Annotated in this window: 21 protein-coding genes; 13 read left to right on the top strand and 8 right to left on the bottom strand. The window is 35.8% G+C overall.

What is annotated here, in order from left to right:
• The first annotated feature begins 227 nt into the window (after positions 1-227).
• The 3 genes from ABLC00_RS04615 to ABLC00_RS04625 all read left to right on the top strand — a co-directional run bounded on the left by ABLC00_RS04615 (position 228) and on the right by ABLC00_RS04625 (position 5,988).
• Positions 228-4,280: an NACHT domain-containing NTPase gene (locus tag ABLC00_RS04615; RefSeq protein WP_033846651.1), complete on the top strand. Its 4,053-nt coding sequence runs from the start codon at positions 228-230 to the stop codon at positions 4,278-4,280.
• A gap of 75 nt (positions 4,281-4,355) precedes the next feature.
• Positions 4,356-5,342, top strand: a complete 987-nt coding sequence (locus ABLC00_RS04620) for a hypothetical protein (RefSeq protein WP_033846652.1) — start codon at positions 4,356-4,358, stop codon at positions 5,340-5,342.
• Positions 5,343-5,592: 250 nt separating this feature from the next.
• Positions 5,593-5,988, top strand: a complete 396-nt coding sequence (locus ABLC00_RS04625; protein ID WP_033846653.1) for a DUF2002 family protein — start codon at positions 5,593-5,595, stop codon at positions 5,986-5,988.
• Between the two features lie 74 nt (positions 5,989-6,062).
• Here the strand turns inward: ABLC00_RS04625 and ABLC00_RS04630 are convergent, their stop codons facing one another.
• Both ABLC00_RS04630 and ABLC00_RS04635 read right to left on the bottom strand, forming a co-directional pair.
• On the bottom strand, positions 6,063-6,680 hold the full coding sequence (locus ABLC00_RS04630) for a hypothetical protein (RefSeq protein WP_033846655.1): 618 nt from the start codon (positions 6,678-6,680) through the stop codon (positions 6,063-6,065).
• A 212-nt stretch (positions 6,681-6,892) separates the two neighbouring features.
• Positions 6,893-7,177 (bottom strand): hypothetical protein, encoded by a 285-nt coding sequence (locus ABLC00_RS04635; RefSeq protein WP_033846656.1) that lies wholly within the window; start codon positions 7,175-7,177, stop codon positions 6,893-6,895.
• 767 nt (positions 7,178-7,944) lie between these two features.
• Between ABLC00_RS04635 and ABLC00_RS04640 the strand changes: the two genes are divergently transcribed.
• Complete coding sequence (locus ABLC00_RS04640) at positions 7,945-8,442, top strand: hypothetical protein (RefSeq protein ID WP_033846657.1); 498 nt, start codon at positions 7,945-7,947, stop codon at positions 8,440-8,442.
• A 45-nt stretch (positions 8,443-8,487) separates the two neighbouring features.
• Here ABLC00_RS04640 and ABLC00_RS04645 read toward each other — a convergent pair whose 3' ends face one another.
• From ABLC00_RS04645 to ABLC00_RS04655, 3 genes are all read right to left on the bottom strand, one after another.
• Positions 8,488-9,834 (bottom strand): OprD family outer membrane porin, encoded by a 1,347-nt coding sequence (locus ABLC00_RS04645; RefSeq protein ID WP_033846658.1) that lies wholly within the window; start codon positions 9,832-9,834, stop codon positions 8,488-8,490.
• A gap of 78 nt (positions 9,835-9,912) precedes the next feature.
• Positions 9,913-11,298, bottom strand: a complete 1,386-nt coding sequence (locus tag ABLC00_RS04650; RefSeq protein ID WP_033854255.1) for an MFS transporter — start codon at positions 11,296-11,298, stop codon at positions 9,913-9,915.
• A 172-nt stretch (positions 11,299-11,470) separates the two neighbouring features.
• Positions 11,471-12,415 carry a dihydrodipicolinate synthase family protein gene (locus tag ABLC00_RS04655; RefSeq protein ID WP_000050876.1) on the bottom strand — a complete coding sequence of 315 codons (945 nt, stop codon included), beginning with the start codon at positions 12,413-12,415 and terminating at the stop codon, positions 11,471-11,473.
• A 187-nt stretch (positions 12,416-12,602) separates the two neighbouring features.
• Between ABLC00_RS04655 and ABLC00_RS04660 the strand changes: the two genes are divergently transcribed.
• From ABLC00_RS04660 to ABLC00_RS04700, 9 genes are all read left to right on the top strand, one after another.
• Positions 12,603-13,493, top strand: coding sequence for a LysR family transcriptional regulator (locus ABLC00_RS04660; RefSeq protein ID WP_033846660.1), 891 nt, complete (start codon positions 12,603-12,605; stop codon positions 13,491-13,493).
• Positions 13,494-13,995: 502 nt separating this feature from the next.
• Complete coding sequence (locus ABLC00_RS04665) at positions 13,996-16,626, top strand: type VI secretion system Vgr family protein (RefSeq protein WP_004888315.1); 2,631 nt, start codon at positions 13,996-13,998, stop codon at positions 16,624-16,626.
• Positions 16,627-17,532 carry a DUF4123 domain-containing protein gene (locus ABLC00_RS04670; protein ID WP_004888314.1) on the top strand — a complete coding sequence of 302 codons (906 nt, stop codon included), beginning with the start codon at positions 16,627-16,629 and terminating at the stop codon, positions 17,530-17,532.
• 8 nt (positions 17,533-17,540) lie between these two features.
• The gene (locus ABLC00_RS04675; RefSeq protein ID WP_004888313.1) at positions 17,541-17,969 is read left to right on the top strand and encodes a hypothetical protein; all 429 of its coding nucleotides are present in this window, start codon (positions 17,541-17,543) and stop codon (positions 17,967-17,969) included.
• A gap of 14 nt (positions 17,970-17,983) precedes the next feature.
• A complete protein-coding gene (locus ABLC00_RS04680) occupies positions 17,984-18,415 on the top strand; it encodes a hypothetical protein (protein WP_004888312.1) in 432 nt (143 codons plus the stop codon).
• A 202-nt stretch (positions 18,416-18,617) separates the two neighbouring features.
• A complete protein-coding gene (locus ABLC00_RS04685) occupies positions 18,618-19,043 on the top strand; it encodes a hypothetical protein (RefSeq protein WP_033846661.1) in 426 nt (141 codons plus the stop codon).
• A complete protein-coding gene (locus ABLC00_RS04690; RefSeq protein WP_033846662.1) occupies positions 19,044-20,720 on the top strand; it encodes a DUF2235 domain-containing protein in 1,677 nt (558 codons plus the stop codon). It begins immediately after the preceding gene.
• Between the two features lie 191 nt (positions 20,721-20,911).
• Positions 20,912-21,619, top strand: coding sequence for a YoaK family protein (locus tag ABLC00_RS04695; protein ID WP_004888302.1), 708 nt, complete (start codon positions 20,912-20,914; stop codon positions 21,617-21,619).
• Positions 21,620-21,767: 148 nt separating this feature from the next.
• Positions 21,768-23,681 carry an alpha/beta fold hydrolase gene (locus ABLC00_RS04700; protein ID WP_004888301.1) on the top strand — a complete coding sequence of 638 codons (1,914 nt, stop codon included), beginning with the start codon at positions 21,768-21,770 and terminating at the stop codon, positions 23,679-23,681.
• Between the two features lie 54 nt (positions 23,682-23,735).
• Here ABLC00_RS04700 and ABLC00_RS04705 read toward each other — a convergent pair whose 3' ends face one another.
• The 3 genes from ABLC00_RS04705 to ABLC00_RS04715 all read right to left on the bottom strand — a co-directional run bounded on the left by ABLC00_RS04705 (position 23,736) and on the right by ABLC00_RS04715 (position 26,641).
• Complete coding sequence (locus tag ABLC00_RS04705) at positions 23,736-25,070, bottom strand: basic amino acid/polyamine antiporter (RefSeq protein WP_004888299.1); 1,335 nt, start codon at positions 25,068-25,070, stop codon at positions 23,736-23,738.
• Positions 25,071-25,075: 5 nt separating this feature from the next.
• A complete protein-coding gene (locus ABLC00_RS04710) occupies positions 25,076-25,954 on the bottom strand; it encodes a homocysteine S-methyltransferase family protein (protein WP_004888298.1) in 879 nt (292 codons plus the stop codon).
• 216 nt (positions 25,955-26,170) lie between these two features.
• Positions 26,171-26,641 (bottom strand): hypothetical protein, encoded by a 471-nt coding sequence (locus tag ABLC00_RS04715; RefSeq protein ID WP_006581207.1) that lies wholly within the window; start codon positions 26,639-26,641, stop codon positions 26,171-26,173.
• Between the last annotated feature and the right edge of the window lie 88 nt (positions 26,642-26,729).

Here is a 26,729-nt window from a genome sequence, read left to right on the forward strand (position 1 = left end):
TATTGGAAAATATTTTATTATAAGAGACTTATAGTAGTTCTCATATGTTTTATTAGAGTTTGAATTTAATAAATAATTTACTAAAACATAATGTTATTTTATGAATAGGCTGAAATCTGTTTAGGGGGGGATGTAAAATATTTTTTAAATTTTAAATTAACTACTCTTGATAGACATCCAAACTATTTCAGTGTAAAAAATGCATATGATATTTATAATATTTTACTATGAATTCTGAATTTTATTTGCAAAGAAAGCTTCATGATCATGAACGAGACTACGATGAACTCGAAGTTATAAAGAATTTTAGAATAATAGTTATCTTAGCTGAACCTGGGGCTGGTAAAACCTCTTTACTACAGAGCTTTTCAAATTATTTAAATGTTAAGAAAAGAACAGCGAATACTTTTTCGTATAGGAATAATCTAGAAAAAAATTCAATTTTAATTATTGATGCATTAGATGAGTTAGTAAGAATAGATCAATCAGCGGTTAATAGTTTACTAGGAAAAGCCGCAGATCTAGATCCATCTACTTTAATTATTTCTAGTAGATCCAGCGAATGGGATGAATCTTATACTAGAATAATTAAAGATCACTTTGAGATTGAACCACGCATTCTTCGTCTGTTTCCTTTTAATGAGTTAGAACAAAAACAGATCTTTGAAAATTATAAATTAGAAGAAGATTTTCATAAATTTGAATCTGAAGTAAAAAAATATAATTTAGAACAATTGCTTTCCAATCCTCAGTTTTTGAAGATTTTTGCAGACGCTTATATTGAAAGTAATAGAGTTTTTACTGATCGAAAATCAATATTTAGTCAAGCTGTTAAGGCTTTAGTAAAAGAGACAAATATTGCTTTCAATGTAAGAAATGATCTACCTTTACTTAGAAAAATAGAATGTACTGAGGAAATATTTGCCAAATTACTGCTATCGGGATCTGAGGGTGTAAGCACTAATGTAGATGATCTAGATAATCTATATCCGCGAATAGATTCCTTAATTAATTTGGATAATACAGATCACTATACATCTTTATTATCCACTAGACTTTTCAAACTAGCTGATAATGAAAGTCAACATCAGCCGAGCCACAAAATTATTGCTGAATTCGCGGCTGCACATTATTTAATAAGAAGAATTAATGCTAACCGTAATAGTATTTCACTATCTCAATGTCTTTCAATTATAGCTCCTAATGGAGTTGTACGTGATGAATTGCGAGGCTTATTAGGGTGGATGGCAGCGTTAGGTAATAAATTAACGCAAGAAACCCTAATCCATATCGATCCATATGCAGTTTTAGCAAACGGAGATCCTTCCCAACTGTTATCCTCATCAAAAAAGTATTTATTAGAGGAATTAATTAATCTTGCTGATATAGATCCATATTTTCGTCGTAGTGATATGTGGAGAAATTTTTCAGTCTCAGGTTTTTTTGACGATGATTCTATATTAATAGTTAAATCAATATTAGTTGAATCAGAACAGGGATTACTAAGAGGATTAATTCTAGAGTTACTAGAAAATGCAAGAATACTTGAATCTTTAGCACCAGAATTAGAAAAAATTCTATTAGATGAGAATATTGATAAGTATATTAGAAAGTTAGCTGGATTAAGAGTAAGTGAAGTAATTAATTATGATGTTAAACAATCTATTGTCAGACTTATAGAAATTGGAACAGAATCTTCATTAGATATTGCTGCTAATTTGATAGAAAAAATTGACATAATATCTGTGCAATATGAAATAATTTTAAGCTTTCTAAAAAAATGCTCTTTTTTATATCCAAGTCATAATGAGCAAGGTATAAAGAGAATTTTTGGAAAGCATTATTTTATCAAAAGTCTTATTTCTTTATTTAATTATGAATTAGTCATTAATTTACTTGATGATTTAAGTCATGATCTTCAATGTATTTGTAGGAAAGAGCATTATGAATGCTATTGTCGAAATGGGGTAAGCAAAATTATTGGAACACTTTTAGACAGATATTTTGAAATTGAAAAACAGTCATATGAAGCTAATCAGATTTGGAAATGGCTAAGAAATTTAAATTTTCATCAAGGTAAGAATGAAAAAGATAGCATTGCTGTAAAAGTTTTACAAAACGAAGATGATCTACGTCAGAATATTATTTTATTAGCATTTGAAGGACTAAAATCTCTAGAGGAAATCCATCGAGTAAGCTGGCAATCATTATCATATTATACTCATTCCGGGCTTTCCTTAAGATTACAAGATCATTATTTTATTTTAGATTGGGCCTTTGAAAATAATAATATAAATTTGTGGACATATTTTGTAAGTTCGCATCAATTTTATTCAACTAGTAGAAATGAGACTAACTATGAGCTACGAAAATATGCAAAGTTGCAGGCAAGAGAAAAATCTGATTTTTTAAAAGCTTGGGTAAAAAAAAATTTAGCTTCTAAACAAGAGTATAAAGAGACACAAGCTTTAATAAATAAACGTCGTGTGAAAAATGGTAAATTCAAACGACAAAAGATAAGAAATGAAAACATAAATTATATCTATAATAATCGAAGACTTATAGAGAGGGGAGAACATTGGGGACTTTTAAAGGATTTCGCAAACTTAACTTTGAATCAACCTCAAAGAATAATAGAGGAATTTGGAGATGAAGAATTAGTAAAGACATCACTTAGAAACTGTCTACCATTTATTGAAACTCATGTTCCTAGTTTAATTGAATTATCTAAGGCACAATGTGATTCTGTTTGCTATTCTTCAGAAGAAATTTTAAATGCTGCGTGTTTGGAAATATTTAGAGATAGCGGAAATCTTGAAAATGTTAAATTAGAATTATTAAAAGTCTTACGAACAAATATAGATAGTCCTTCTTATGCGGTTGATGAAAAAGAACATCAAGCATTTAGACAGGAAGTTGATAGAATACTTTTCCCTGACTCTAAAAGTCGACTACAATTTCTAAAAGATTATATTGAACCTCAACTGACCTATAACGACTGTAAATACACACAAGTAAGCTGGTTACGTTACAGTGATACATTCAAAGAGTTTCAAGACACGTTACCATTAGAATGGTTATATAAATATTCAGATATCAGTGTAGAAACCACAAAAACATTATTCGATCTAAGTGCTCAATTTTGTGATAGAAATAAATTAAAAAATCTAATTATAAAACGATGTGATGAGTTAAATACGTTACTTAAAAAAAGTACTATTGATTTTGAAAGTTTGAATTCTAAAGTTATGTTTTGGTTTTTAAGAGCATTTTTCTTTCTTGATGAATCAGAAGTTGTATCTTATTGGAGTTTTTTAAAAGAGCAAGAAAAAACGATATTTCTTTTAAGTGATAGACATGAAGGAATTCGACATGGCGATTATCCATTTTGGCCGGCATTAACGCCTACAAAAATTGGGTGGATTTTAGATACATTCATAGATCAGTGGCCGAAGGTTAATCTACCTGATTCTTGGGGAACAGGGGATCCTCCTAATGAAATAGCATATAGATTTATAAGTAATGTAATTTGGAATTTTACAAAAAATATTTCTGAAAATACTTTGTCAATCGTAAGTAATTTAATTTCAGATTCTAGATTTGAAGCTATGCTATTAGACTTAAAAAGTATTCGTTCAACAATTATTCGAAATCTTGCTCTAAAAAATTTTAATGCTCCTTCACCAGAAGAAATAGTTAATTTTTTAGATAGTGACGGAGTAATTACCGTAGAAGGGTTGAGATCATTAATTTTAGAGGAATTAAAAATATTTCAATTAGATTTGGATGGTAGTGAAACAACTTCTAAGAATATTTTTTATAATTTGCAATATAAGACGGCTAAAACAGGCGAATTTAAACGATTAGGTGAAGTTGAGGCTACTTTACGTGTTGCTGATAGGTTGCGGTTGAGATTAGAGCATAAAGGAATTACTGTAACACCTGAGCATCAACTTCAAAATGCTAATCGTTGTGATATAACGTTCTCAAAGATTATTGATAATCAAAGAAAACTCTTGGTGTTGGAATCAAAAGGTCAATGGCATTCAGAGCTCTACAATGCTGCAACAACTCAATTATCTGAACGATACTCTATACATCCACATGCAGAACAGCAGGGGATTTATTTTGTATTATGGTTTGGCGCGGATGAAAAAGTTGCAAACTCAACTAAGCATGGTGTTAGTTCAGCACAGGAATTAAAAGAAATTTTGGATAAGCAGCTACCAATTGAGCTAAAAGGGCTTATTGATATATTTGTTTTAGATGTTTCACTATGAATTAAATAAAGATATTTATAGTTTTTAGTTAAGCATCTATTAATAATTTAATTGTTTTATAAGGTATAAATAGGAATGAATGAGTTTCATGATTATGCTTTAGGTAAATTTAAAAATATTTTAGATTTTTTTCCTTATTTATTGAAATTTATGATTGGTGGAGGAGTATTTGGTTTAATTTTATATTTTATGAAAATTGATTATTATCCACTTGGTTTGTCTATAACTGATACCTTAAACCTTATAATAATTTCTATAAGTTTTGGTTTGGTTTATGTTTTACTTTTAATATGTAGTTACTCTGGTGGCTTCTTTATTTATTATATAATTTATAGTTTTATAATTATATTTAATAAAGAAAAGAGAAAAATTTGTTTAATAAATTTGCAGTTGTTTTTAGTTAGGGAAGAAAGAGGTTCTATTTTTATTACGCCACTTATAAATACATTCTATATTTTGTTTTTAATTTTTTTATCTTTATTTTTTGTCTTTTTTTATAATTTTGAGTGGTATGCTATTCTACTTTTTTTAGTTTCTGGTTTGGGTACATATTTTTTATTAAAAGTATTTTATGATGAGTTAAATGGTGCTAATAATTATGGTTATAAAGGGAAATTAATTTTATTAAAAGGTACAAAAGATTCTTTTAAAAAAGAATCTTTGAAAGCAAAAAATAAAAATCTACTAGCGTTGTTGTTAGTAGGTATTTTTATGCCTTTAATAGGTTATTTGTATGATGAGGGGAATTCTAGATTACTATTTGTTTCTGTTAAACAATTTACAGTTTTTCATGATAAAAAGACAATATTTGTTGATAAAAAATTTTCTTCACGTATTCCTGCAGAAAATATAGAGACAGAAGGCCAACAAGATAAAGATTATTTTAAATTAAAAAATACAAATATTTTACTTTTGGGATTAGGAAAAAATGCATGGGTAGAGTTTTTAATAGAGGATAAGGATAAGGATAAGGATAAGGATAATAAACGAGTAGAAATACCAAATGATGCAATTTATATTGGTAGTTTTGAAGATATTAAAAAGAATACAGCTCCTAATTGAGAGGTGTATTTAAAAGTTATTCTAGTGAAGGTTAATCTAAAGTAAGATAATATCTAAATTATAAATTAATTTTTAATATGGTTTTTTTATTAATAAATCTTTATGGTTTGGTGAAAATTATATTTTAAAATCAAGAGTTATAATTTATTATTAAGTATATCAATCACTGTCTAATTGGAAATAAATTAAGATATAGTTGAAAGATCAATATTTTGCTAATTTATAAAATTTTAATGTTTAATAGGTAAAAATGACATATTTAAGCTGTAAGGAAATTTATGAGCTCATGACAGAGCTAGGGTATACACAAACTAATATTCGTGAATATGCTCATGAATTTAAATTAAAAAATGATCAATATATTTATGTTAAGCGGTTTAAAGATAATCAAAAAAGAGTATCTGAGCCATCAAGATTAATGATCCACCCTAAATATATGAATCATAAAGATGAGCTGAGAAAATTGGAAAACGTAGAATTCAATTTTGAGCAAAAAGGTAATATGAATTCTGCCTTTGCTGAGTTTCCCAAATGTGATCTATCGAAGTGTGAGGGAAATCCTACAGAATATGGAATAGGAGCTAACTTTAAAGATAAATTAGCGTTAACCAATTTCCTAAAATTTATTGAAAGTAGTAAGTGCTAAGAGCTCTAATGAGCTCTTTTCATTTAATTAATGGGACACGGATTTTTCATGCTTGCTAGTCATCCCATAATTATCTATTCCTTAACTTTTATTCTTTCATTTTCAAAATTCTTTAAAAAATTATAAGCATCCGATATTTTATTAGCTTTATGAAGAGCACCTAAGGCTATGAGACCAAATAGAATTGGCCAAATTATTAAATTAAATGTTATTAAAAAGCTAATAGTATCAATAGTTCGCTGCAAGATTTCTAAATAATGCTTTAGAAACATCAATGGGATCATGGCTAAAATGGCAAATAAGAAATACATGCATAAAAATAAGATACCCTTTGCCATAGTATATTTATTCTTTAAGTCCACAATCTTATTGTTCTCATCAATAATTGGTTCTATGTATTTCCGAACATCAACATATCTTTCAACCCAAAATTCCATATCTACATAGCTATAGAAATACTGTGTTTCTAGAAAATTGATATTCTTTTTCATTGTCAATTTTTGAGCAACACGATCTTTTACTAACTGTGATTCAGTAGAGATTACAATTGCATCAAACTCTTTAGCAGCTTCAATACTTTCGCTAAACTCCAATCTTGGATGTTTTTTAAAGTTATGCCGCGATGAAATATACGCAACCATTAAAGGGACTAAGGCCCCCAATACAGTAGTAATAGCAGTAAGACTAATCATTTGTTTTATCTAGTATTTAATTTAGATTGTTATATAACATATTGTTTATTTTATAAAAATATTTCACTATTAATTATTTTAAAAATTTAAATTACCATTATTCATATTTTCTTATAAGCAGGCCCCCGTGCCACAACAGAACTTTAATTTTTTGCGCTGATTTAAAGTCATCCACCATTGCGACACAGAGATAAGGGAGCTAAGCCAAACGCTTAGCCCATGTCTTCTTTATCGCACCGCCGCATGACGCTAAAAAAAGTAGGGGCAAAGTTCTGTGGGAGAGCAGGACTTTGCAAACTGACATGTTCTAGACGTTGCATGAGCTGAGGCGAATACACTTGTTCAAGCCGTTGGTAAATACAGTCGCAACTGGTTTGGGTGTGTCCACCTGACAGGCAAATTTTTTCAAACTCCTGCTGAGTGTGTATGTCACAACCAGAAACGCTGTAATCGCCTACAACAAGGCCTAAAACCAAAATAGTTTTATAAAATTTCATATTATTCTCGTGATGATTTGGGGATATCTCAATGAGAAAAAATAAACCGCTATATTTTAAGTTTTAAAATCATTTTTAAAGGCAATAGTTAACCCGCCTATAAAAGCAATAAAATAAAATGACTTAAATTTTAAAATAAAAATAATTTATAGATTTAAAACTTTAGATAATAGAAAACCCAAATTTTAAATAAATAAAAAGTTTATAAGGGAGAGGGGATAAGTTTATATCGTGGCATGGTCAACTCCTTAAAATGTATGGAGCTCTACCACCAAAATCACCGTCAATTGATTAGGGTGGTAGAACGAAAGAGGGTTGACAGACCGGACATACAGAACCAGCACACCCGAAGGTGTCCCCCTTCCGCCCTACCGTAACATTAGGGGGACGGTGGTTTTCACACAGATTTCTCCCTCAGAAGGATAAATCTGATGTGCTGTATGTAAAAACGGTCTGTCAAAACCGACTGGCAATGTAGGCCAGCGGGACCATAATAATCATAAGTTTTTAATAGGTCAATTCAATTTAAATAAAATATTATAAAAATTTTAAATATAAATTTATATTTTAATTAAACTCAAAAGTTGGACCATTAAAATGATTAAATTAATAGTGATAATAAAGTTAAACTAAACCATTATATAAATTTTAAAATGTATGAAAGTAGCTCATAAATATAAAATTCAGGTCTTTGTCTTTATAAAGTTAATTATTTATTTTCTTTATAAAAATGAGTATTCTAGTTCGAAATTAAAGAACTTGATGATATGAAAAAATTACTTTTGTGTGGGGTTGTTGCAGTTTGCAATACATTACATGCTGAAAATTTAACTGCGGTTAATGAAATCTATAAATTAAGTGATCCAAGTGATCCCGCTTATAGTCGTATTAACCAGAATTCTAATAGATCTGTTAGAGAACTTGGACAAAATACTGTAGGTCCAAATCAAGAAACTTTGTTTCAACTGCGGCACAAGAAGCGCGAGATCGAAAGAAAAGATGCATTGTGTAAAGCTGCTTTCGAGATGGCTGAAAATATTATGAATGAGCGTCAAGCCGGAGTGAGTAAAGCAATCCAGCTACAATCAAATTTGCAGACTGCTTATAGATCTCCTGAGTACACAAAATATCAGGTGTATTTAATAAATAAAGCCTACAATGAGCCTGTTTATGCAAAAACAGTGGCAACATATTATGTGAGTCAGGAATTTGCCTATAAATCATTTTTTGAATGCAAAAAAAGTGTATATAGCTTAATTCCATAAGCTGAAAGGCGGTTTTTAAGGCTAAGCGTTGAGCTTAGCCTGCTCTTAAAATGTATAACGGTAATTAATAAATACTCGGTGCTGGTCCCAATCTTTACGGGTCATGCCATTTATTTTTTCACCTAGGTTTGCATTTTCAAACTTCGACTCATAATGCAAAAATGAATAACGCACATCTAAGTTTTTCACCCACGGCAGGGCATAACTCACCGTAAAGTCAAAGTAACGCTCTTTACCTTCAATATCACTGCTGATGTTACTTTGGTGAGCACCAAAGCCATAAATATACTTCGCTTCGGTTTTTAAACCTTTCACGTAGTCTTTCCAGTTATATTTCAACCGAAGGGCAACGGCGGTTTCATCGTTATTGCTAAAGTCTGGGCCAATGGTCGCAGAGGTCGGAAATGGGTTGGTGCCGTGGTCTTGCGTCAAAACCGAGTTGCGGTCGGAGTGCACGGCAAAGTTATCTTCAATCCAAAAACCATCAAACTTTGAAACGGCAATGCCACCTTCGAGATTATTCTTGGCCATATTTACATCGACAAAGTAACCATTACCACGATTGTTAATGTCTTGACCTTTGACACAGTCCAGCTCAGTTTCGGCACCGCATTTAAATAGCTTGCCATCGTCACGTGAGAAAAAAGCACCTGTGTTAAATGTCCACACAAGGCCATGCAAGGGCAATTTATATTGAGCAATCGCCCCGTACTTTTTTAAATAATCTTTGCTATTTAAATATTCGGCATTCACGCTCCAATTTTTGTACTGATACTTGGCTCCAAGCAAACCGACATAATCAATTCGCTCGTCATTTTCAGTCACCAGTTTTTCAAAAGAGTCCATGCTGCGCGGTTTCCAGCGGTCATAGTAGGCGATGTAAGTTTGTAGATGGTCATTGAGTTGAAACTGACCACTCGCACCTGAAAAAGTATCGGGTACTGCGCGGTTATTGGTGCTTTTAAGCAACAGCGAGTCTTGCAACTGGCGACCTAATTTAATTTCACCTTTGTCGCCGAGTTTTGCTTTGATGTAGAGTTGGCCTAAAGTTGCAAAGTTTTGATCAAGCTTACCGTTATTTTCGACTTCTAAAAGCTGAGCGCTAGGCTTGCCAGAGTCAAATAACTTGGTGACTGCATAGAGTGAACCATCCATCCCAAGCCAGCCCCACAAGTAAGGTGACTGATAATTTAACTCAAGCCCTAAGGCACTTTGTTCATATTCACTCGACGAAGACGAAGGGTTGGCAAGCGTGGGGTGGGCAGTGCCTTCATCGTTCCAGTAACGGGTGTTGAGTTTTAATTCTAACTTGCCAAATTCTTGAGGAAGCTCTGCATACGCATTGCTCACACTGCCTAAACCAATACAGCTCCATAGCAAATATTTATTCATTTTAAATTCCTTTTTTAAGCATGAATAAGCCCTTTGCCTAACGCTGGGGTTAGGCAAGCTTTTTATGAAATGGATGAATTAAGGAGAGAGTTTTTCGAGCACTTGGCCTTTGGTTTCAATGGCAAACAAGAAGGTCACTAAGCCACCAATGAGCGCCACAACAGCCAGCACACTAAACACATATTGAATGCCATAGCCACCAACAACCAGACCAACCATAACAGGTCCAATTGCAGAGCCAGCACGTAGCCAAGCGGTACTAAAACCAATACCCATCGCACGTAGGCGAGTTGGGTAAAGTTCAGCAGCGTAAAGGTATAAAGAGAATGAAATGGTTTGCAAAATGGCATAGCTCAGCGTTGCTAAAATCACCACTTGCATGGCCGATTTTGCGCCTAAAACCGAGAGGCTCATGAGTGGAATAATCGCCAAGAAAAACGCTGCACTGTACCAAGGACGGCGACCGACTTTATCAATCATTAAGGCACAGATAATAGAGGCAATCACACCCACACCTGAAGTAATCCAGCCATAACCTAAACTGGTTTGCAGCGACAGACCAAAGTGTTGTTTGTAAAGAGATGGCAGCCAAGTCACCATGGCATTGTTCACCATATACACGCAAAACCACATGCCCCACAGGGTAAAGGTACGTTTGCGGTAAATGCCACGGAACAGCTCGCGCCAGTCGGTTTTTGCCATGCCTTGCGGGTTAATTTCTTTCACCACAGGTTCAGGCAAAGTTTTACCGCTTTTAATGGCACCGTCTTCAAAGCTTTTAACCACTTGATCGGCTTCTTTAAAACGACCTTTTGAGGCAAGCCAACGCGGTGACTCAGGTAAGAAAAACCGTAAAGGAATGACCAAGATTGATGGAATTAAGCCCACAATAAACATGACTTTCCAGCCGTAAATTGGCATCAGGAAAAACGCTGCCATACCTGCAAACATAAGACCGAGTGGAAATAAAACTTCATAGAGCAAGAAAAACTTACCGCGCTTTTCTGCACCAATAAACTCATTAATATAAGCACTTGCAACAGGCACTTCACCACCTGTGCCAACACCTTGTAAGAAACGGAAAATTAACAGCGACATTCCGCTCCAAGCAAACAGACAAGAAATGTCCATTGCCACAAACAGTAAAATGGTAAAAGACAGCACTTTTAAACGACCGACTTTTTCGGCAAGAGAACCAAAGAAGATTGCACCGACCAGTTGCCCGACATAGCCCGCAGCAATGATCGCACCGACATAGGCAGGTGTCAGGTGCCATTCGGTAATGAGTTGGGGTAAAGCAAAGGCAATCGCAAGAACAGTATAAGCGTCAAAAAAGGTCGCGATACCGATGGTAACTCGCATAAATTGCAATCGTCCGGTGACGGGTAGCCGTTCGAGTCTTGCAATAATTTCCGCATTTTTTTGATGATGACTAATTTGTTCTACATCCGCTAGATTTGTCATCTTATATCTCCTTATCACTACATTCCTCGTAGTTTTGTTGTTCTATTTCGCACTACCTGTTCACCACAGTTTGCATGCTTTTTATTATTGTTTTTAAGAGACATGCCCGATGTTTGGCCTCAGGCAGCGTACAGGAAAAAAAGGCTAGCGTATATGCTAGCCCGAATGGAATTTAAGCAACGGCTTGGGTTAAATCGACCTTGCCAATTCCGGCTTGACGCATCGCATCATGAATTTCTTGCTCAGCACCATCAGCGAGTGGAAGCAGAGGCGAACGCACAGTGGCATGGTCCAAAATTCCGCGAGCAACCAAGGCATGTTTAAGCGCGACCGTACCTTCCATGTGTGAACCGCGGTGATAAACATTGCGAGTCACTGGTAATAATTGGTCGTGAATCGCTCGTGCTTTGGCGTAATCTTTAGCTTTACCTGCCTTAATCATTTCAATTAACAGTTCAGGGGCAATGTTGCCATAGCCCACCAAAGCGCCGTCTACATCAAACATGGTGTGAAGCAAATATTCATCGTGGCACGTCAACACTTGTAAGTCTGGGCGTTCACGGCGAATAATTGGAATTTCGACATCCCAGCGGCGCATGTTACGCACACCATTTTTCATGGCAAACACGCCTGGCTGTGCAGAAATATCGAGTAGAGTGTCTAGGTCGTAAGTGGCCTTCGTTGCATCTGGATATTGGAATAAAATAGATGGCAAACCACTTTCTTCATAAATCGCTTTATAGCGGTCTTGTGGTGCGCCTTTTTGATAGCCAAAACGCAACCAGCCATGTGAAGGGTAAATTAAACCTGCCGAAGCACCCGCACTCACTGCACGTTTTGCTTCTTCTGCTGCAACCGAAGTACCTTCGAGCGTAATCCCTGCGATTACCGGAATTTTGTCATCTACCGATTTAACAAAGCTTTCGATGACCTGCATTTGTTCTTTTTGCGACAAGAATGTTCCTTCACCTGCATGCCCAAGAACAACCAAGCCTTTCACACCATCAATACTGCCTAACCATGAACCTAAACGTTGAATTGCATTATGGTCTACTTGTCCGTCACGGGTAAAAGGAGTCACAGGTGCTGGGGTTAATCCACGTAAATCTAAACTCATAATCGTACTTCCTATACAGTGTAATTAAATATTCTCTGGTTCTTAATCTGACTTAAATCGTGTTGTAGAGAACATAATTGGAGTATAGAAATAGGTGAGCTATGTAGGAATTACCAATTCTTGAATTTCAGTTATACTGAAAATGTATGGCTCAAAATGCTGCCTATTTACGATTTAGGAAGAATCGATGAATTATGAATTATGGAAAATATTTTTAGACGCGGTAGAACTCGGTAGCTTAAGCAAAGTCGCGATGCTGCATAACACTAACCAACCGCAAATCAGTCGGCAAATGAACGAGCTTGAAGCGCAATGTGGCGGACGTTTGTTTAACCGAACTGGACGTGGCGTAGAACTCACCGATTTAGGCCAGCATTTACTTCCTAAAATTCGTTCATGGCTGAACGTAACCGACCAACTTAATAATGAAATTTTGCACTCGACCGATACCCCAATTGGTACGGTTCGTATTGCCAGCTTGCCGTCTACTGCACATCCGTTGTTATCGACCCTCTATAAAGTCCTTCAAGAGAAATATCCCCTAATTAAACTGTCGGTGCGTGAAGGGCAAGGCGTGCATTTAGAAAAATGGCTCGAAGATGGCAGCGTCGATTTAGCCATTCTCTATCGCTTTAACCCGACACCTAAACAAGGCGATGTTTACCTTACCGAAGCCGATACCTATTTGGTCGGCTGCGAAGGAGATGCACTCACTCAGGCCAGTGAAGTCGACTTTAAAATGATAAGTCAGATACCGCTGGTCACGTTTTGCAGGCCAAGTAACTGGCGCAATTTTTTAGACCACATAGCTTATGAAAATGGGGTAGAGCTGAATATTGTGTTTGAAGCCGACTCAATTAGTTTACAAACCCATTTGGTTTCCGAGTCTCGCATGTATACCATGCTGGGGCCGCAAGCGTTAAAGAAGGCCAGCCAATACACCTCAATTCAAGCTGCAAAAATTATTAACCCAGCGCTCAAGCGTTATATTTCTTTGTCTATTTCTAAACATGGCTATTTAACGCCTGCGTGTAAGGCGGTGATGGAAGAAATTAGAAATCTTGCCGATTTGCTTTAAAAAAACTTGTAACTTCATGACTGGCACTGCTGCATCGTACGCAGCATGGTTTTTACAAAATCACGCGGCACTTCTGGGCTTTGTAGACTTAACCTTCCAAGCTTCTGCATGAGTTTTGGGGAGTATTGGCGTTCTAAACGATGATAAATACACAGACAGGTCGCGCAACTATAAATTTTAAGTAAAAGTCACTGTTTCATCATAGTCGGAGCGGTTTTAGAGGCCAAATTGATTTGACGATAGAAGCATTTATGTTTTTGAAATGAATATTATTAAGTAAAATTTTAATAATATTTTATTTTTAATTAATAATAAAAATATTGCAGAATATTTATTCAATAAAGTGAAATAATTTATTTAAGATAACTTTTTAATACAAAAATATTATTATATTTATATCTTTGATTTTATTTAAATTTACTAAAAATTCGCATGTTTACTTGTTTGATGGTTTTGTATCTGTTTGTTAATATGAGTAAGTTAATTTGTGGTTAAAATAACAATGTTAAATAATATTTTTGATTTCTTAGATAAAATTGGTTTTGCTTCACAAAAACGGGCTCTACATATTTATTTTACTAATCCTGAAATAAATAATCAGGTTTTTTTACAACGTATTGATGGCTTTCATTCTATAAATGAAGGGCTTTCTGCTGAGCTTATTTGCTTATCAATAAACCCTTATATTTCTTTAAAACAATTTATTGGATGCCAAGTTGCCGTAGAACAAGTAACAGATTCAGGCAAATTATTTAGAACGACAGGAATTATCATAGGGGCGAGTCAAGGGCAAAGTGATGGCGCACTTTGTTTATATAAACTGACTATGCAAGATGCGACCAGTTTATGGCACAAACGACGTAATAGTCGGGTGTTTATGAATAAAAGTGCAGTAGAAATTATTGAGATTATTTTTAAAGAGTGGCAAAACAAAAGTTCTTTATTTGCCGCAAGCTTACAACTAGATAGCAGTGGCTTAACTAAGAATTATGATATTCGACCTTTTTCTATGCAGTCGAATGAAAGTGATTATGCGTATTTAACCCGTCTCATGCGGGAAGAGGGTATCAACTGGTTAATTGATGAATCAGAGTCTATGGTCTTGAGTAATAGCCAGACGATTGAGCCTCAAAAACTACGCCTTATTGATCATAATAATGAATATAAAGTCTTAGAGCGTCGAGCTATTCGCTATCATAGAAGCGATGCAACTGAACAAAATGACAGTATTACCAGTTTTATTGCACAAAGACAGCTGCAGCCCACGGCAATCCATCTTCAACGTTGGCAAGCAGATAACTTAAGTCAAGAAGATGCAAGTGGAAGTGTTTTAAGCGCACATCAGCATAGTTCACAACGTGATAATGAAAGTTTAAGTCTTGAACAGGCATGGACAATTGCACCTGCTTGGATTACGGACTTGAACGGAGAAGATCAGGCAACCACTTCAAGCAATAGTCAGATTGAAAAACTAAATAAACAATTAAATCAATATCAAGCTTTGCAGGCAAAGTATTTTATTGCTCGAAGCAGCGTACGAGATGCTCAAGTTGGTTATTGGTTCAAGTTAAATGAACATCCTGAACTTGAAAGAAATCATGAAAGTTCTGATAAAGAGTTTTTGATTTTAAGTAAGCGGTTTTATAACCAGAACAATTTACCAAAAGATATACGTGATCAAGTTGAACAACTATTAAGTTTGAGCCATTGGCAAGTCAGTCATGATCGAGCGCAAGAACGTCAAGCCAATGAACTCATGGTTGTACGCCGCTATATCGATATTGTTCCAGAGTTTGACCCATTAATACATCGTCCCTCGGCCCATGTGCAACGGGCCAAAGTAGTGGGTTTAGATGGAGAAGAAATTCATGTAGATGAATGGGGGCGTATCAAGGTTCGTTTTTTATTCACCCGTACCGATGACCATCAACATGATGGAGGTGCAGGAAGCAATGACAATGATACTGACTCGGCTTGGGTAGATGTATTAACGCCATGGGCAGGGGAAGGATACGGTGCACGCTTTTTGCCACGAGTGGGTGAAATCGTCGTAATTGACTTTTTTGATGGAAATATTGACCGTCCATTTGTTACAGGGCGAGTCCATGAAGGGCAACGGTCACCTACCAAATTTGATATTAAAGGCCAGCTACCGGATACCAAAAAGTTAAGTGGTATTCGTACTAAAGAAGTAAGTGGGTCTGGTTTTAACCAACTTCGGTTTGATGATACGACTGGGCAAATTAGTACTCAGCTCCATAGTAGTCATGGGGCAAGTCAATTAAATTTAGGTAATTTAAGTCATCCTAAAGAGCAGGCTGAAAGTGATGGAAGAGGTCAGGGATTTGAATTAAGGTCTGATTTATCTGGTGCGATTCGTAGTAAAGGACTATATGTTTCAACTTTCATTCAACCGGGTGCTCAAAAAACACAACTCGAAGCAAAGGAAGCGATTGAAAATCTTTCCGAGGGCTTGGAGCGTATGAAAGCTTTATCTGAATATGCAGGTAAGCAGCAAGCTGAGGCAGCAGATATGCTTCAAAATGTTGAGATCTATATCAAAAAAATAGAATCTCAATGGAAAGACCTAAAAGCCATGAAAGATGCACTCATACTTTTAGCTGCTCCTGAAAGTATTGGTTTAACATCAGGAAAAGATATCCATATTCAAGCATCTGAAAGCATTACGCTTGGTAGTGGAAAATCTATTAATACAAGTACAGATGAAAATCTAATTTTAAATGCGAAGAAAAAAGTAAGCTTATTTGCAGGACAAGAAGATTTAAAAATTTATGCTGCTAAAGGTAAGTTTGATATTCAGGCTCAAGATAATGTACTAGATGCATCTGCAAGATTAGATATCAAAATTACTTCATCAGAAGGAAAAGTTGAAATCAATAGTCCTAAAGAAATTGTCTTAAGGGCTAAAGAGAGTGCACTAAGAATTGATGCATCAGGTGTAACAGTAATTACTCCGCAAAAATTTACAGCTAAAGCTGGTCAGCATCTTTTTACAACTGGAGCAAGTGAAGCACCGACCTTACCGATTTTTCCAAATAACGTGTGTTGGGAATGTTTGGCGAGACGAGCAGCACAAAAAGGTGCATTTATAAACAAAGGAGATGGTCAATAAATGGCTGCTAAATTACCGCTTCAGACATTTTTTAAAACATTCCAGCAACACTCTTTAGCAGAAGTTGGATTAAACGTTTTTACACTTGCAGATGCTGCACAAGATAATAGTTTCTTAAAGAAATTTGAGCACCTACGTCAAAAATGCCTTTTGTTAGAAGCGAGTGGTGAGGAAGCAAAAGCGGTGTCTCCTCATTTACTTCAACTCCCTCAAGATTTTTCATCACAAGAATGGCAATGGATACAACAAAATATTGCAGGCACGCCTCGCATGACAATTATAGTAAGCCCTTTGTCCTTCAATTATTTGTTTGACCACCTACGAAAATTTTTAGAAGTAAAATTTGAAGGTGGACTCGAAATGTTTTTGGCATTTTGGGACCCTGTAATCTTAGCTACCTTGGTTGGCCATAAAGAAAATAAAACTTTGTATGTCGAAGGGCCTGTATTTAATGCTCAGCAGATTGAAGACTTACTTACTCCTCTTCAAAGTTGGTGGTATTGGGATAGGTTAGGAAAACTTCAAGTAATTTGGGGAATAAACGAACGGGTTGAACAATTACCTTATGTGCAAGTTCCTTTACATTTTACCGTTGAACAAGAAGAAATGATGGTTGAGGCAACTTTCCCTGATAATCTTATTTATTATTTAAAACTCAATAATGAATTTCTTATTAGTGATATGACAGATAATGAATTATATCAATTTGTTATTAAATCTATTCCTGAGGCTAGAGCGTATAACTTATTTGGTACACGAGATATTTTAAATTTTATTTGTTTAAAATTGATTTATAAAGAAAACTTTTTAACAGATAAAGGGTTAAATCAAAAACTAGAACGCTTAAAAGATAAAAAAATATCTATGGATGAAGTGATGGTCCAACTTGTAGCAAATGCGAGCTAATAAATTTTATGATGAATAAAATGCAACGGTCGAATAGATTATTTTTAATACTTGGTTTGATATTTAGTCTTGTAGGTTGTGTTAGCCTTGGTCCAAATGCGACTTATTATATGGGTACAACATCCTTTAATTATGATCCTTCATATAATAGTTATATGGTTAAGATGAATGGTTCTGAAATTGGAGGTGGATTTGGGAATGCAACCCTTACTAGTTCAATTAAAGTAGGAGAACAAGTCATTACATGGAAAAATGCAAGCACAGGTGAAAAACATACTGCTAAAAATCAAGTGACTATCACAAAAGAACAGTTAAAAGGTAAAAAGTATTTAGCTGTACATCTTTATCCTGATGATACCGTAGAAATAACGATTTCAAATAACTGGCCTATGCCAACTGAAAAAGGTCTTAGCTTATTAGACCAATTCAGACGGTAAAGAGATTAAATACTATGGTTTTAAAGAAAATATTACTATTGCCTATGAGCTTGATGTTAAGTATGGCTGGTTGCGCTAGTTTTGGTCCAAATGCAACTTATTATATGGGAACCACATCTTTTAACTATAATCCTGCTTATACAAGCTATGACGTGACATTAAATGGTTATGAAATTGGAGCTGGTTTTGGTGGGGGGATGAGTTCAGAACCAGTAAAATTGGGACCACAAACAATTACATGGAAAGATGCAAACACAGGGGAAGTACATACTTCAAAAAATATAGTCATTATTACCAAAGAGCAGTTAAAAGGCAAAAAATATTTAGCAGCTCACTTATATCCCGATGATACGGTTGAAATATCAACTTCAAATGATTGGCCTGAACCTATTCAAAAGGGATTAGATTGGCGAACTGAAATCTGGAAGAAGATTCATATAAATTAAAAGACTTATACAATGAATATAAAATTTAAATAGGATAAAAATATTAAATGATGAGGAAATTCATAAATATTATTTTCGTAAGGTGGTATATATTTCACTTTTTAATTAGTGAGTAAATAAACTTATTGTAAGTTCTTAAATTTATAAGAATCATAAGTTTTTATAAATTTAATAATTGGGTTACAGAGAGAGGTTTAATGAAATGAGTTTAAAGAAAATATTGTTATTACCAGTAAGTCTAATGTTGAGTGCAGCTGGTTGTGCAGGTATTGGTCCAAATACAACTTATTATATGGCGACAACATCTTTTAAATATGATCCTCGATATACAGATTATATGATGGAAGTAAATGGCTCTGAAATTGGAGGAGGATTTGGTAAAGCAATATCTACTAACCCAATTAAAGTGGGAGAGCAAATCATTACATGGAAAGATGCAAATACGGGTGAAAAACATGCTGCTAAAAATCAGGTAATTATTACGAAAGAACAGTTAAAAGGAAAAAAATATTTAGCAGCTCATATTTATCCTGATGATACTGTAGAAATAACGACTTCAAATAATTGGCCTGACCCAACAGAAAAGGGGATGAAGTGGAGAGAAAAAATAAAAAGAGAGGGTCAATAAATGTTAGCCGTTCAATTAAAACGTACAGTTAATATAAATAATGATGTTGCAAATAATCAGCCATCTTGCAAGCAAGATTGTCGCGATGTCGTGAATATTTCAGTTTTTTTTGATGGTACTGGAAATAATGAGGATGCTGATAAAAAAGAAAAAAAATGGTCCAATCCTGCCCGTTTATGGCGTAATGCTCGAACACATAGTGATAAAAACGAAGCAAAAAATGATTATGCAATATATGTCTCTGGTGTTGGAACCAGATTTAATGCTGAGTTAAATATCTTTCAAAGAGCGATTTCTAACTTTCAGGATCACTATAGCCTGTTAGGTATGGGCGTTGGTTTAGGTGGTGCAAGACGACTAGATTATGGTGAAGACCAGTTAAATGATGCTTTAAAACAAGTCTTAATTTTTAATGCACAAAAGGCAGAAAAAGATGTTAAAAAATATGTAGGTGAAAAAAAGAATTATAGCTTTGCAGAAGTCGACAAAAATTTAAAAGATCACAGACTAATTAAGAAAATTAATATTTCTGTGTTTGGTTTTTCGCGTGGTGCTGCACTTGCCCGTGCATTTACAAATCAATTTATAGGGCAGTGTGAATCAAACTGCGATGGGCTTACCTATGGACAAGGCAAATATCCAATTGAGTTTAAGTTTTTAGGAATTTTCGATACGGTTGCTTCATTTGGTTTGCCTGCTACAAATTTAAGCAATAGCTTACCTTTTTTAGAACGTGATTTGGTGGTAGATGAGCGGGTTCAAAACTGTTCACATTATATCGCTGGTAATGAACTGCGCTTTGCTTTCCCAGTAGATGTTATTCATAAAGACAATAAGTTAGCAAACCCTAACTGGAAAGAGGTGGTATATCCGGGGGTACATTCTGACGTGGGTGGGGGGTATGAACCAGATAGTCAGGGAGTAAATGACAATTTTGCCCGAATTCCGTTAAAACATATGCTTGATGACGCTGTACAAGCAGGTGTCAGAATGTATAGTTATGAAGAACTGCAACAGAACTTTAAGGATTTATTCAAAGAACAGTTTGAAATTCAACCAGACTCTCAAAAATATTATGATGCTGTAAAAGCAGCTACGCCGAGTCAAGGAAGTGTTCAAGAGCAGATTAAAGGGTGTATGAAACTTTATTACAGTGCATATGGTACCATTGCCCGTGCTGGAAAAGAACTTTCTGTGAGTGAGCGTGTACGTCAGGAAAATAAATTTCGTGAATACATACCAGTTGGCCCATCCGATATGGCAACTGAAATGCAAAGGTTGAAGAAACTAAAAGAAGCAACTGCTTCTAAGAAAGATGGTTTTAATATTTTTAGAGTTTTTTCACCTGTCTCAACTGCATATGAATATATGATTAGTATCGAAGATTGGCAATTTGAGAGTTGGAATACAAATGTCAGTGATGATATTAAAAAATTCTATTTAAATTATGTTCATGACTCTAAGTATGGTTTTTTAAGTAACGTAGAACCATTTAGTTATTTCCGTCAAAGAAGGGTCTATGAGTCACGTCGTAGTGCCAGTGGAGAAGAGCGGGATAAAAAAGCTGCCGAACAGAAAGTAACTTGTAGTGCCCCTAAACAAGAGATACCGCAAACGCAGTTTATTGATGCTTATGAACAAGCTCAACTAACAGAGAACTTTTTAAATGCATCTTAGTGATGCATTTAAAATCCCTTATCTTTAAAAATAAAAAGTCCAATTGCATTGTATCTTGTATAAATACACTCTGTCTTAAAATGAACAGCTAGGTTTTTACTTTAAGATCTGTTGTTATTAATGAATGGAATTTATATTAAATTTCTGACAAAAATTTTCTAATTAAAAACCAATATTTGATAGGAAAGGTAATGCCAGAGACCTCAATTCAACAAGAAACACAAAGCACATGGGCGCTATGTCGAGATCCTGTTTTACTGACTATGGTCGGTGGGGCAATTGATACCATTGGCTTTATTGCGTTATTTGGTTTTTTTACCGCGCACGTAACGGGTAACTTGGTACTGGCAGGAGCGGCTTTAGTGAAGGGCGGTACAGGTGTCTGGATTAAACTTGCGGCTATTCCATTGTTTATTTTGACGGTGGTGATTACCAAACTTTTAATTGACCGAAGTCAGGCTAAACACAAAACGCTGTCTTATTTATTTTTATTTGAGGCTATTTTTCTCTTTGCCTTTATGGTTGCTGGGCTTTATTTCGAGCCATTTAAAAATGCCGATGCGATTACGGTTGCAATCACAGGTGGTCTCGGTTTAATTGCCTTAGCTATTCGTAATACTTCAAGTAAAACACTCATTAAAAATATTAGCCCAAGTACCATGATGACAGGCAACACCACCCAGCTTGGGATTGATATTGCCAACTTGCTTAAAAATAATAATGAGGCCAATCGGGCAAGTCTGTTTAAAAGTGCCAGTATTGTCATTGGCTTTGTGATTGGTGCTTTAATGGGGGCGGTACTGTATGTCTATTTTGACTTTTGGAGTGTAGCGCCGTTTATTTTACCCATCCTTTATTTTTCTTATTTGGCTTCACAGCAGAAGTTTAAACAAGCTTAAACATTGCGATTGAAATAGCCTGAATTTAAATAAATTCGGGGTTTTATTTTTTCAATAAAGCAAAATCGAAGTTGAGCTGAAATTGTTCGTTCACAGCTTTACGGGCATAATGATGAGTGGGGAAATACATTCGCGAAAGGAATGCACAATGACAAAATCCAGCCATTATCTAGTGCTTACTATAATGGGACTGCTGAGCGGTTGTCAGGTTATTCATTTAAAAGAAAGTAACTTAAGCAGTGCTTTAAAAAGTAAAAATGAAAGTATTTTGACTGATAATACTTTAAGTCATCAAACCCAAAACCTGCTGTATTTGGTCAAAGAAAATGAAAAGTCTTGTCTGCAAAATTTTAATGTTTGTTTAAATAAAATTCAGGGATTGTCAGAAAATAGCAGCCGAGAAGAACGCTATGCTGCGCTCAGTGAAATTTACTTGGCAAAAGCTTTAGATGTTGGGCGTAGTAGCCAGTGTAATGTCACTCTTAAAAGTAACAGTTGTGTCGAGCAAGAGCTGGCGTTGTTTGATAAAAGCTTGCGCTATAGCTATGTCTATTTGTTTGATTCTGAAGAGTCGCCTTTTGATCGGGTATTTGACCATCGACAAAATCAGGTACGTATTTTTTATAACGTCGCCTTGTCGAAGCTCATGACCACGTATTTTAATCATTTAAATACGCTTCATTTTCCACCTTTACTAAAAGCAGATGGGCATGAGTACCATGTCAATTTTGACCATGCAGTAGATGTACAAAACATTGAGATCGATACCTTTCGCTCTAGCTATAACATGAACTTTTCAGGGTTTAATACCGTCAACCGTAAGGATGGGTTAGGCGCTGAATTTATTGTGGGGCGTAAGGAGCATGATGTAAATCATGGTTTTATTTTAGACCCCGACGCTTTTTATGCTCACCAGAGTAATCCCAATATTCATTTACCACGCTTCTTTCCGGTCACGGCCATTGCCTACCCAAAACAAAAGGCCACAGCCGATCAAGTCATTGATGGGGCAGAGTTAGAAATTGCCATGTTTGACCCATACCGACAGGACCGTGTAAAAGTTGAAGGCGTGGACTATCCGCTCACTGCCAACTATTCGGCACCTTATGGGCTTTGGCTATCAAAATATAATTTAGGTGCAGCAGGTTATTGGTCTTTAATTAATAAAGAAGCCAATTTAATCATGCCGCATTTATATATGCTGGAACCTTTTAATCCCAATAAAAAAATTATTGTATTTATTCATGGCTTGGCAAGTAGCCCAGAGGCGTGGGTAAGCCTAACCAATGACATTATGGGCGATGCCGAATTAAGAAAAAACTATCAAGTTTGGCAGGTGTTTTATTCAACCAATATGCCGATTTTTGAAAGTCGTTTTCAGATTTACTCTTTGCTGAATCAAGCTTTTCAAAACGTCGCCAAAGACAGTTACGCTGCGCACGATGCAGTGTTGGTTGGGCATAGTATGGGCGGAGTGATTAGCCGCCTATTGGTAAGCGATGCTGATGTTGCAGTGCAAGCCATGCAAAAAATGAATGAAGCACAGCTAAAGCGTTTAAAAGAAAATCCGGTTATTCGAGAACGTTTTCAGTTCAAAACTTTGCCCTATTTTAAGCGGGTTGTTTTTGTTTCGGCGCCGCATCATGGTACTGACTACGCTGACCGATGGTTTACCCAAATTGCTCGCCGTATTATTCGTTTACCCGCCGACTTTTTTATTGCGGTCGAAATGAGAGATGAGAAAAATACAAAACTCAGAAAAGGTTTAATTGAAAACGGAGCAAGTAATTTAAGTCGTTCTTCTAACTTTATGCAGTTGACCCAAGCCATTCAGCCATCGTCTAACGTGGTCTATCACTCAATTATGGGCAATATAAATGGCACCACAGATAAGTCAAAAATGAGTGATGGAATTGTGCCGTATCAAAGTTCGCATTTGGGTGGGGAGCAGTCGGAGCTGATTATTAAAGGTGGGCATTCGATTCAAACTAGCCCAGAGGCAATTTTAGAATTACGTCGTATTTTAAGGTTGCATTTAAAGCAGTCGCAGCCTTCAAAATAGAAATTTTGTTTTTAGAAAACCACTGCTGAAATGGCTCAACATTGGTTGAAATAATTAATTAAGCTGGTTTTGTTTGAGCGATTTTTTATGCTCAAAGTAGCTAATTGAAAAAATAACCAAGCCAACCAAATACAACACACCAGACAACAGAAGTAAGTCTAAACCTGCTGCATAAAGCAACCAAAGTGCATAGATTGAAGCGACACTTGCAATGGCAATATGTGGCGTGCGTTTATGGCGAATCGATTCTTTAAGATAAAACGCCGATACCAGAAAATAAGGCAGCAAAATCATTACCGATGAAATCAGTAAAAGCTGAGTGTAGTTTTTATTGAAAAAATACACGGCAATGAGGGAGCCTTGCACCACAATAGTGGTCAGCCATAGTGATGAAATCGGTACATTGTTCTGATTATTTTTTAAAAATAATTTAGGGAATGCGCCATTTTTTGCAGCTAAAAATGGAATTTCAGTGGCAAATAACGTCCAGCTTAAATAAGACGAAGAAACTGAAATAATCAAGCCGATAGTAATAATGATGGTACCTGGTAGACCGATGAGTTGCTGCAAAATGGTCGCCATAGATGGGTTATGCATGCCTGCAAGCGCTTCACGGCTCACCACACCATAAGCCAATACTGTGACCATGACGTAAAAACTTAATGCCAGCAACACACCTAAAATGGTCGCTTTGCCAATGTCATGACGGTTTTTGGCACGTGATGATAAAACTACTGCACCTTCAATACCGGTAAATACCCAAAGGGTAATGAGCATCAGGTCTTTTACTTGCTGCCAAAGGGGAACTTTTAAAGAAAAGTCATTTAAGTTGAGTTTGAATAAATCAAACTTAAAGGCAATAAAGGTAAAGAAGATGAAAACGACCATTGGAATAATTTTGGCAATGGTCGCCAGTAAATTCACAATGGCTGCTTCCTTAATACCTCGGCTTACTAACCAATGTACCAGCCATACAAAAATGCTTGAGCCAATCAGAGAGTAGAGTGTATTACCTTCACCAAAAATAACGTGGTCTTTGCTGTCGGTAAACATGCCAACACCTGAAAAGGCAATCACTACATAACCGACAATACCAATGGTAGTACATAACCAATAGCCCCACGCCGAGCAAAACCCGATGAGGTCTCCAAAGCCTTCGCGTGCATAGTTATAAATACCACCGTCTAGGTCTGGTCGTTGACGGGTTAAATGCAACAATGAGAGAGCCAAGAAAATAATGCCGACTCCGGTAATGAGCCATGCAATAAGAAGGGCAGAGCCGTTGGCAACTTGAGCCATATTTTGGGGAAGGCTAAATACGCCTGACCCCACCATAGAACTAAATACCAGCGCTGTAAGAGACAGTAATCCGATTTTGGCAGCAGACATGGTATTTATTCTTTAAAAAATTGAGAAAGTTCAGCAATGTGTTCTGGTCCAATACCACAGCAACCACCCACTAAACTTGCACCTGCTTGCTGCCATTGTTTGGCAAAAGCAAGATAAGCTGGAGCGTCTAAGTCTTTGCGAATTTCATCCAGACCATCGTTAGCAGTAGCGCTTTCATCTTGCGGTGGGAAAGCGTTGGCATAAGCACCAATTTGTACAGACACTGGAATGAGCGCTTTAATTTCATTAATCGCTTGCAAGATCACTTCAGGTTGGCAGCAGTTAAACAACACCGCTTTAGCATTTGACTGCTTAATAAAGTCAGCCACTTGCTGCATATTTTCGCCTGAACGAAGGAGTGCTTGTTCTTGTTTAATTTCATCTTGCAGCGTAAATGACACCCAATAGTCCTTACCATCTTGTGGTAACAAGGCATGCACTGTTTCAACTTCTTTTAAGCAAGACTGGGTTTCAGCGAGCCAGAAATCTACTTCTGGTGCCAATGTTTTAATGATAGGCTCAGCTAGGTTTTTAGCCTGTTCTGGTTGGAACAAGTCTGCACGGTAAGAACCAAATAACGGTGGTAAGCAGCCTGCAATTTTGACATTTTTGCCGCTTTCTTTAACTGCATTTTTCGCTTGTTCGATGGCAACTTTAATTAAACGTACGCCGTCAGTTTCAAAGCGTTCCTGACCAATGTGAAATGGTACAACCGCGTAGTTGTTAGTCGTGATGACTTCTGCACCAGCATTGATAAAGTCAAGGTGGACTTCTTTTACTGTTTCAGGTGCTTCAATAAGTGCTAAAGCAGACCATTCTGGTTGACGAAATGGAGCGCCACGGCGGGCCAATTCACGGCCTAAACCGCCATCTAAAATTTTCATAAAATATAACGTAAAGGGAGAAAAATAATTCAGCTAATCTAGCGTGTAGATGAATGCTATTCAATCGCTAATATGCTCGTTATATTTCTAAATAAATTAGATTGTTATGAATATTTTTTCTTAAAAGGAATTCTGCAAATGCTGTTCAGTTTTACTGATGAACTTCATGTGAAAAAGAACACGTATTTATTTGAAAATATAGAATAAAAAATGATCTTACAAAGCACCATATTGTTGCCAACTTTCACCGGTATGCTGTGTTTTATAATACGCTTTAAGTTGTTCGAGCTGCGTAAAATGTATGCCTGACCACACCAATAAACTAATGAATATGAGTACTTTAGATAAACTGCGAACTTTACTTAGGCGAGTAAAAGCCAACACAACAAAAAATAAGGCTGGTAAAAATATAAAGAACTGAATAGGGGAGAAAAATAGATGAGCGGTGCTGAAATATAACGCGAGTGTGCTCATGAGCATATTTAAAACTGAACAGATTTTCTGGTACTTGCCGAGCTTAAACGTATAAGCAGTGATAATAAATAATACGGCTGAGCTGACGTAAATAGCTGTACCACCAATCATCCACATATAAAATCCGCTTAACAAAAGATAAGCCAGTAGCAAAACAAGTACGAGCTTAAAACAAAACGTTAAGAGGCGAGGTGATGATTTTAAAAGCGTCATGGCAAGTTTAAATATCTCAACTGAGGTCTAAAAAAACAAAAGGACGAATCGAAATTCATCCTTTTCATATTTTACTTATACATCATCA

The sequence above is a fragment of the Acinetobacter nosocomialis genome (assembly GCF_041021905.1).
Lineage (GTDB): Bacteria > Pseudomonadota > Gammaproteobacteria > Pseudomonadales > Moraxellaceae > Acinetobacter > Acinetobacter nosocomialis.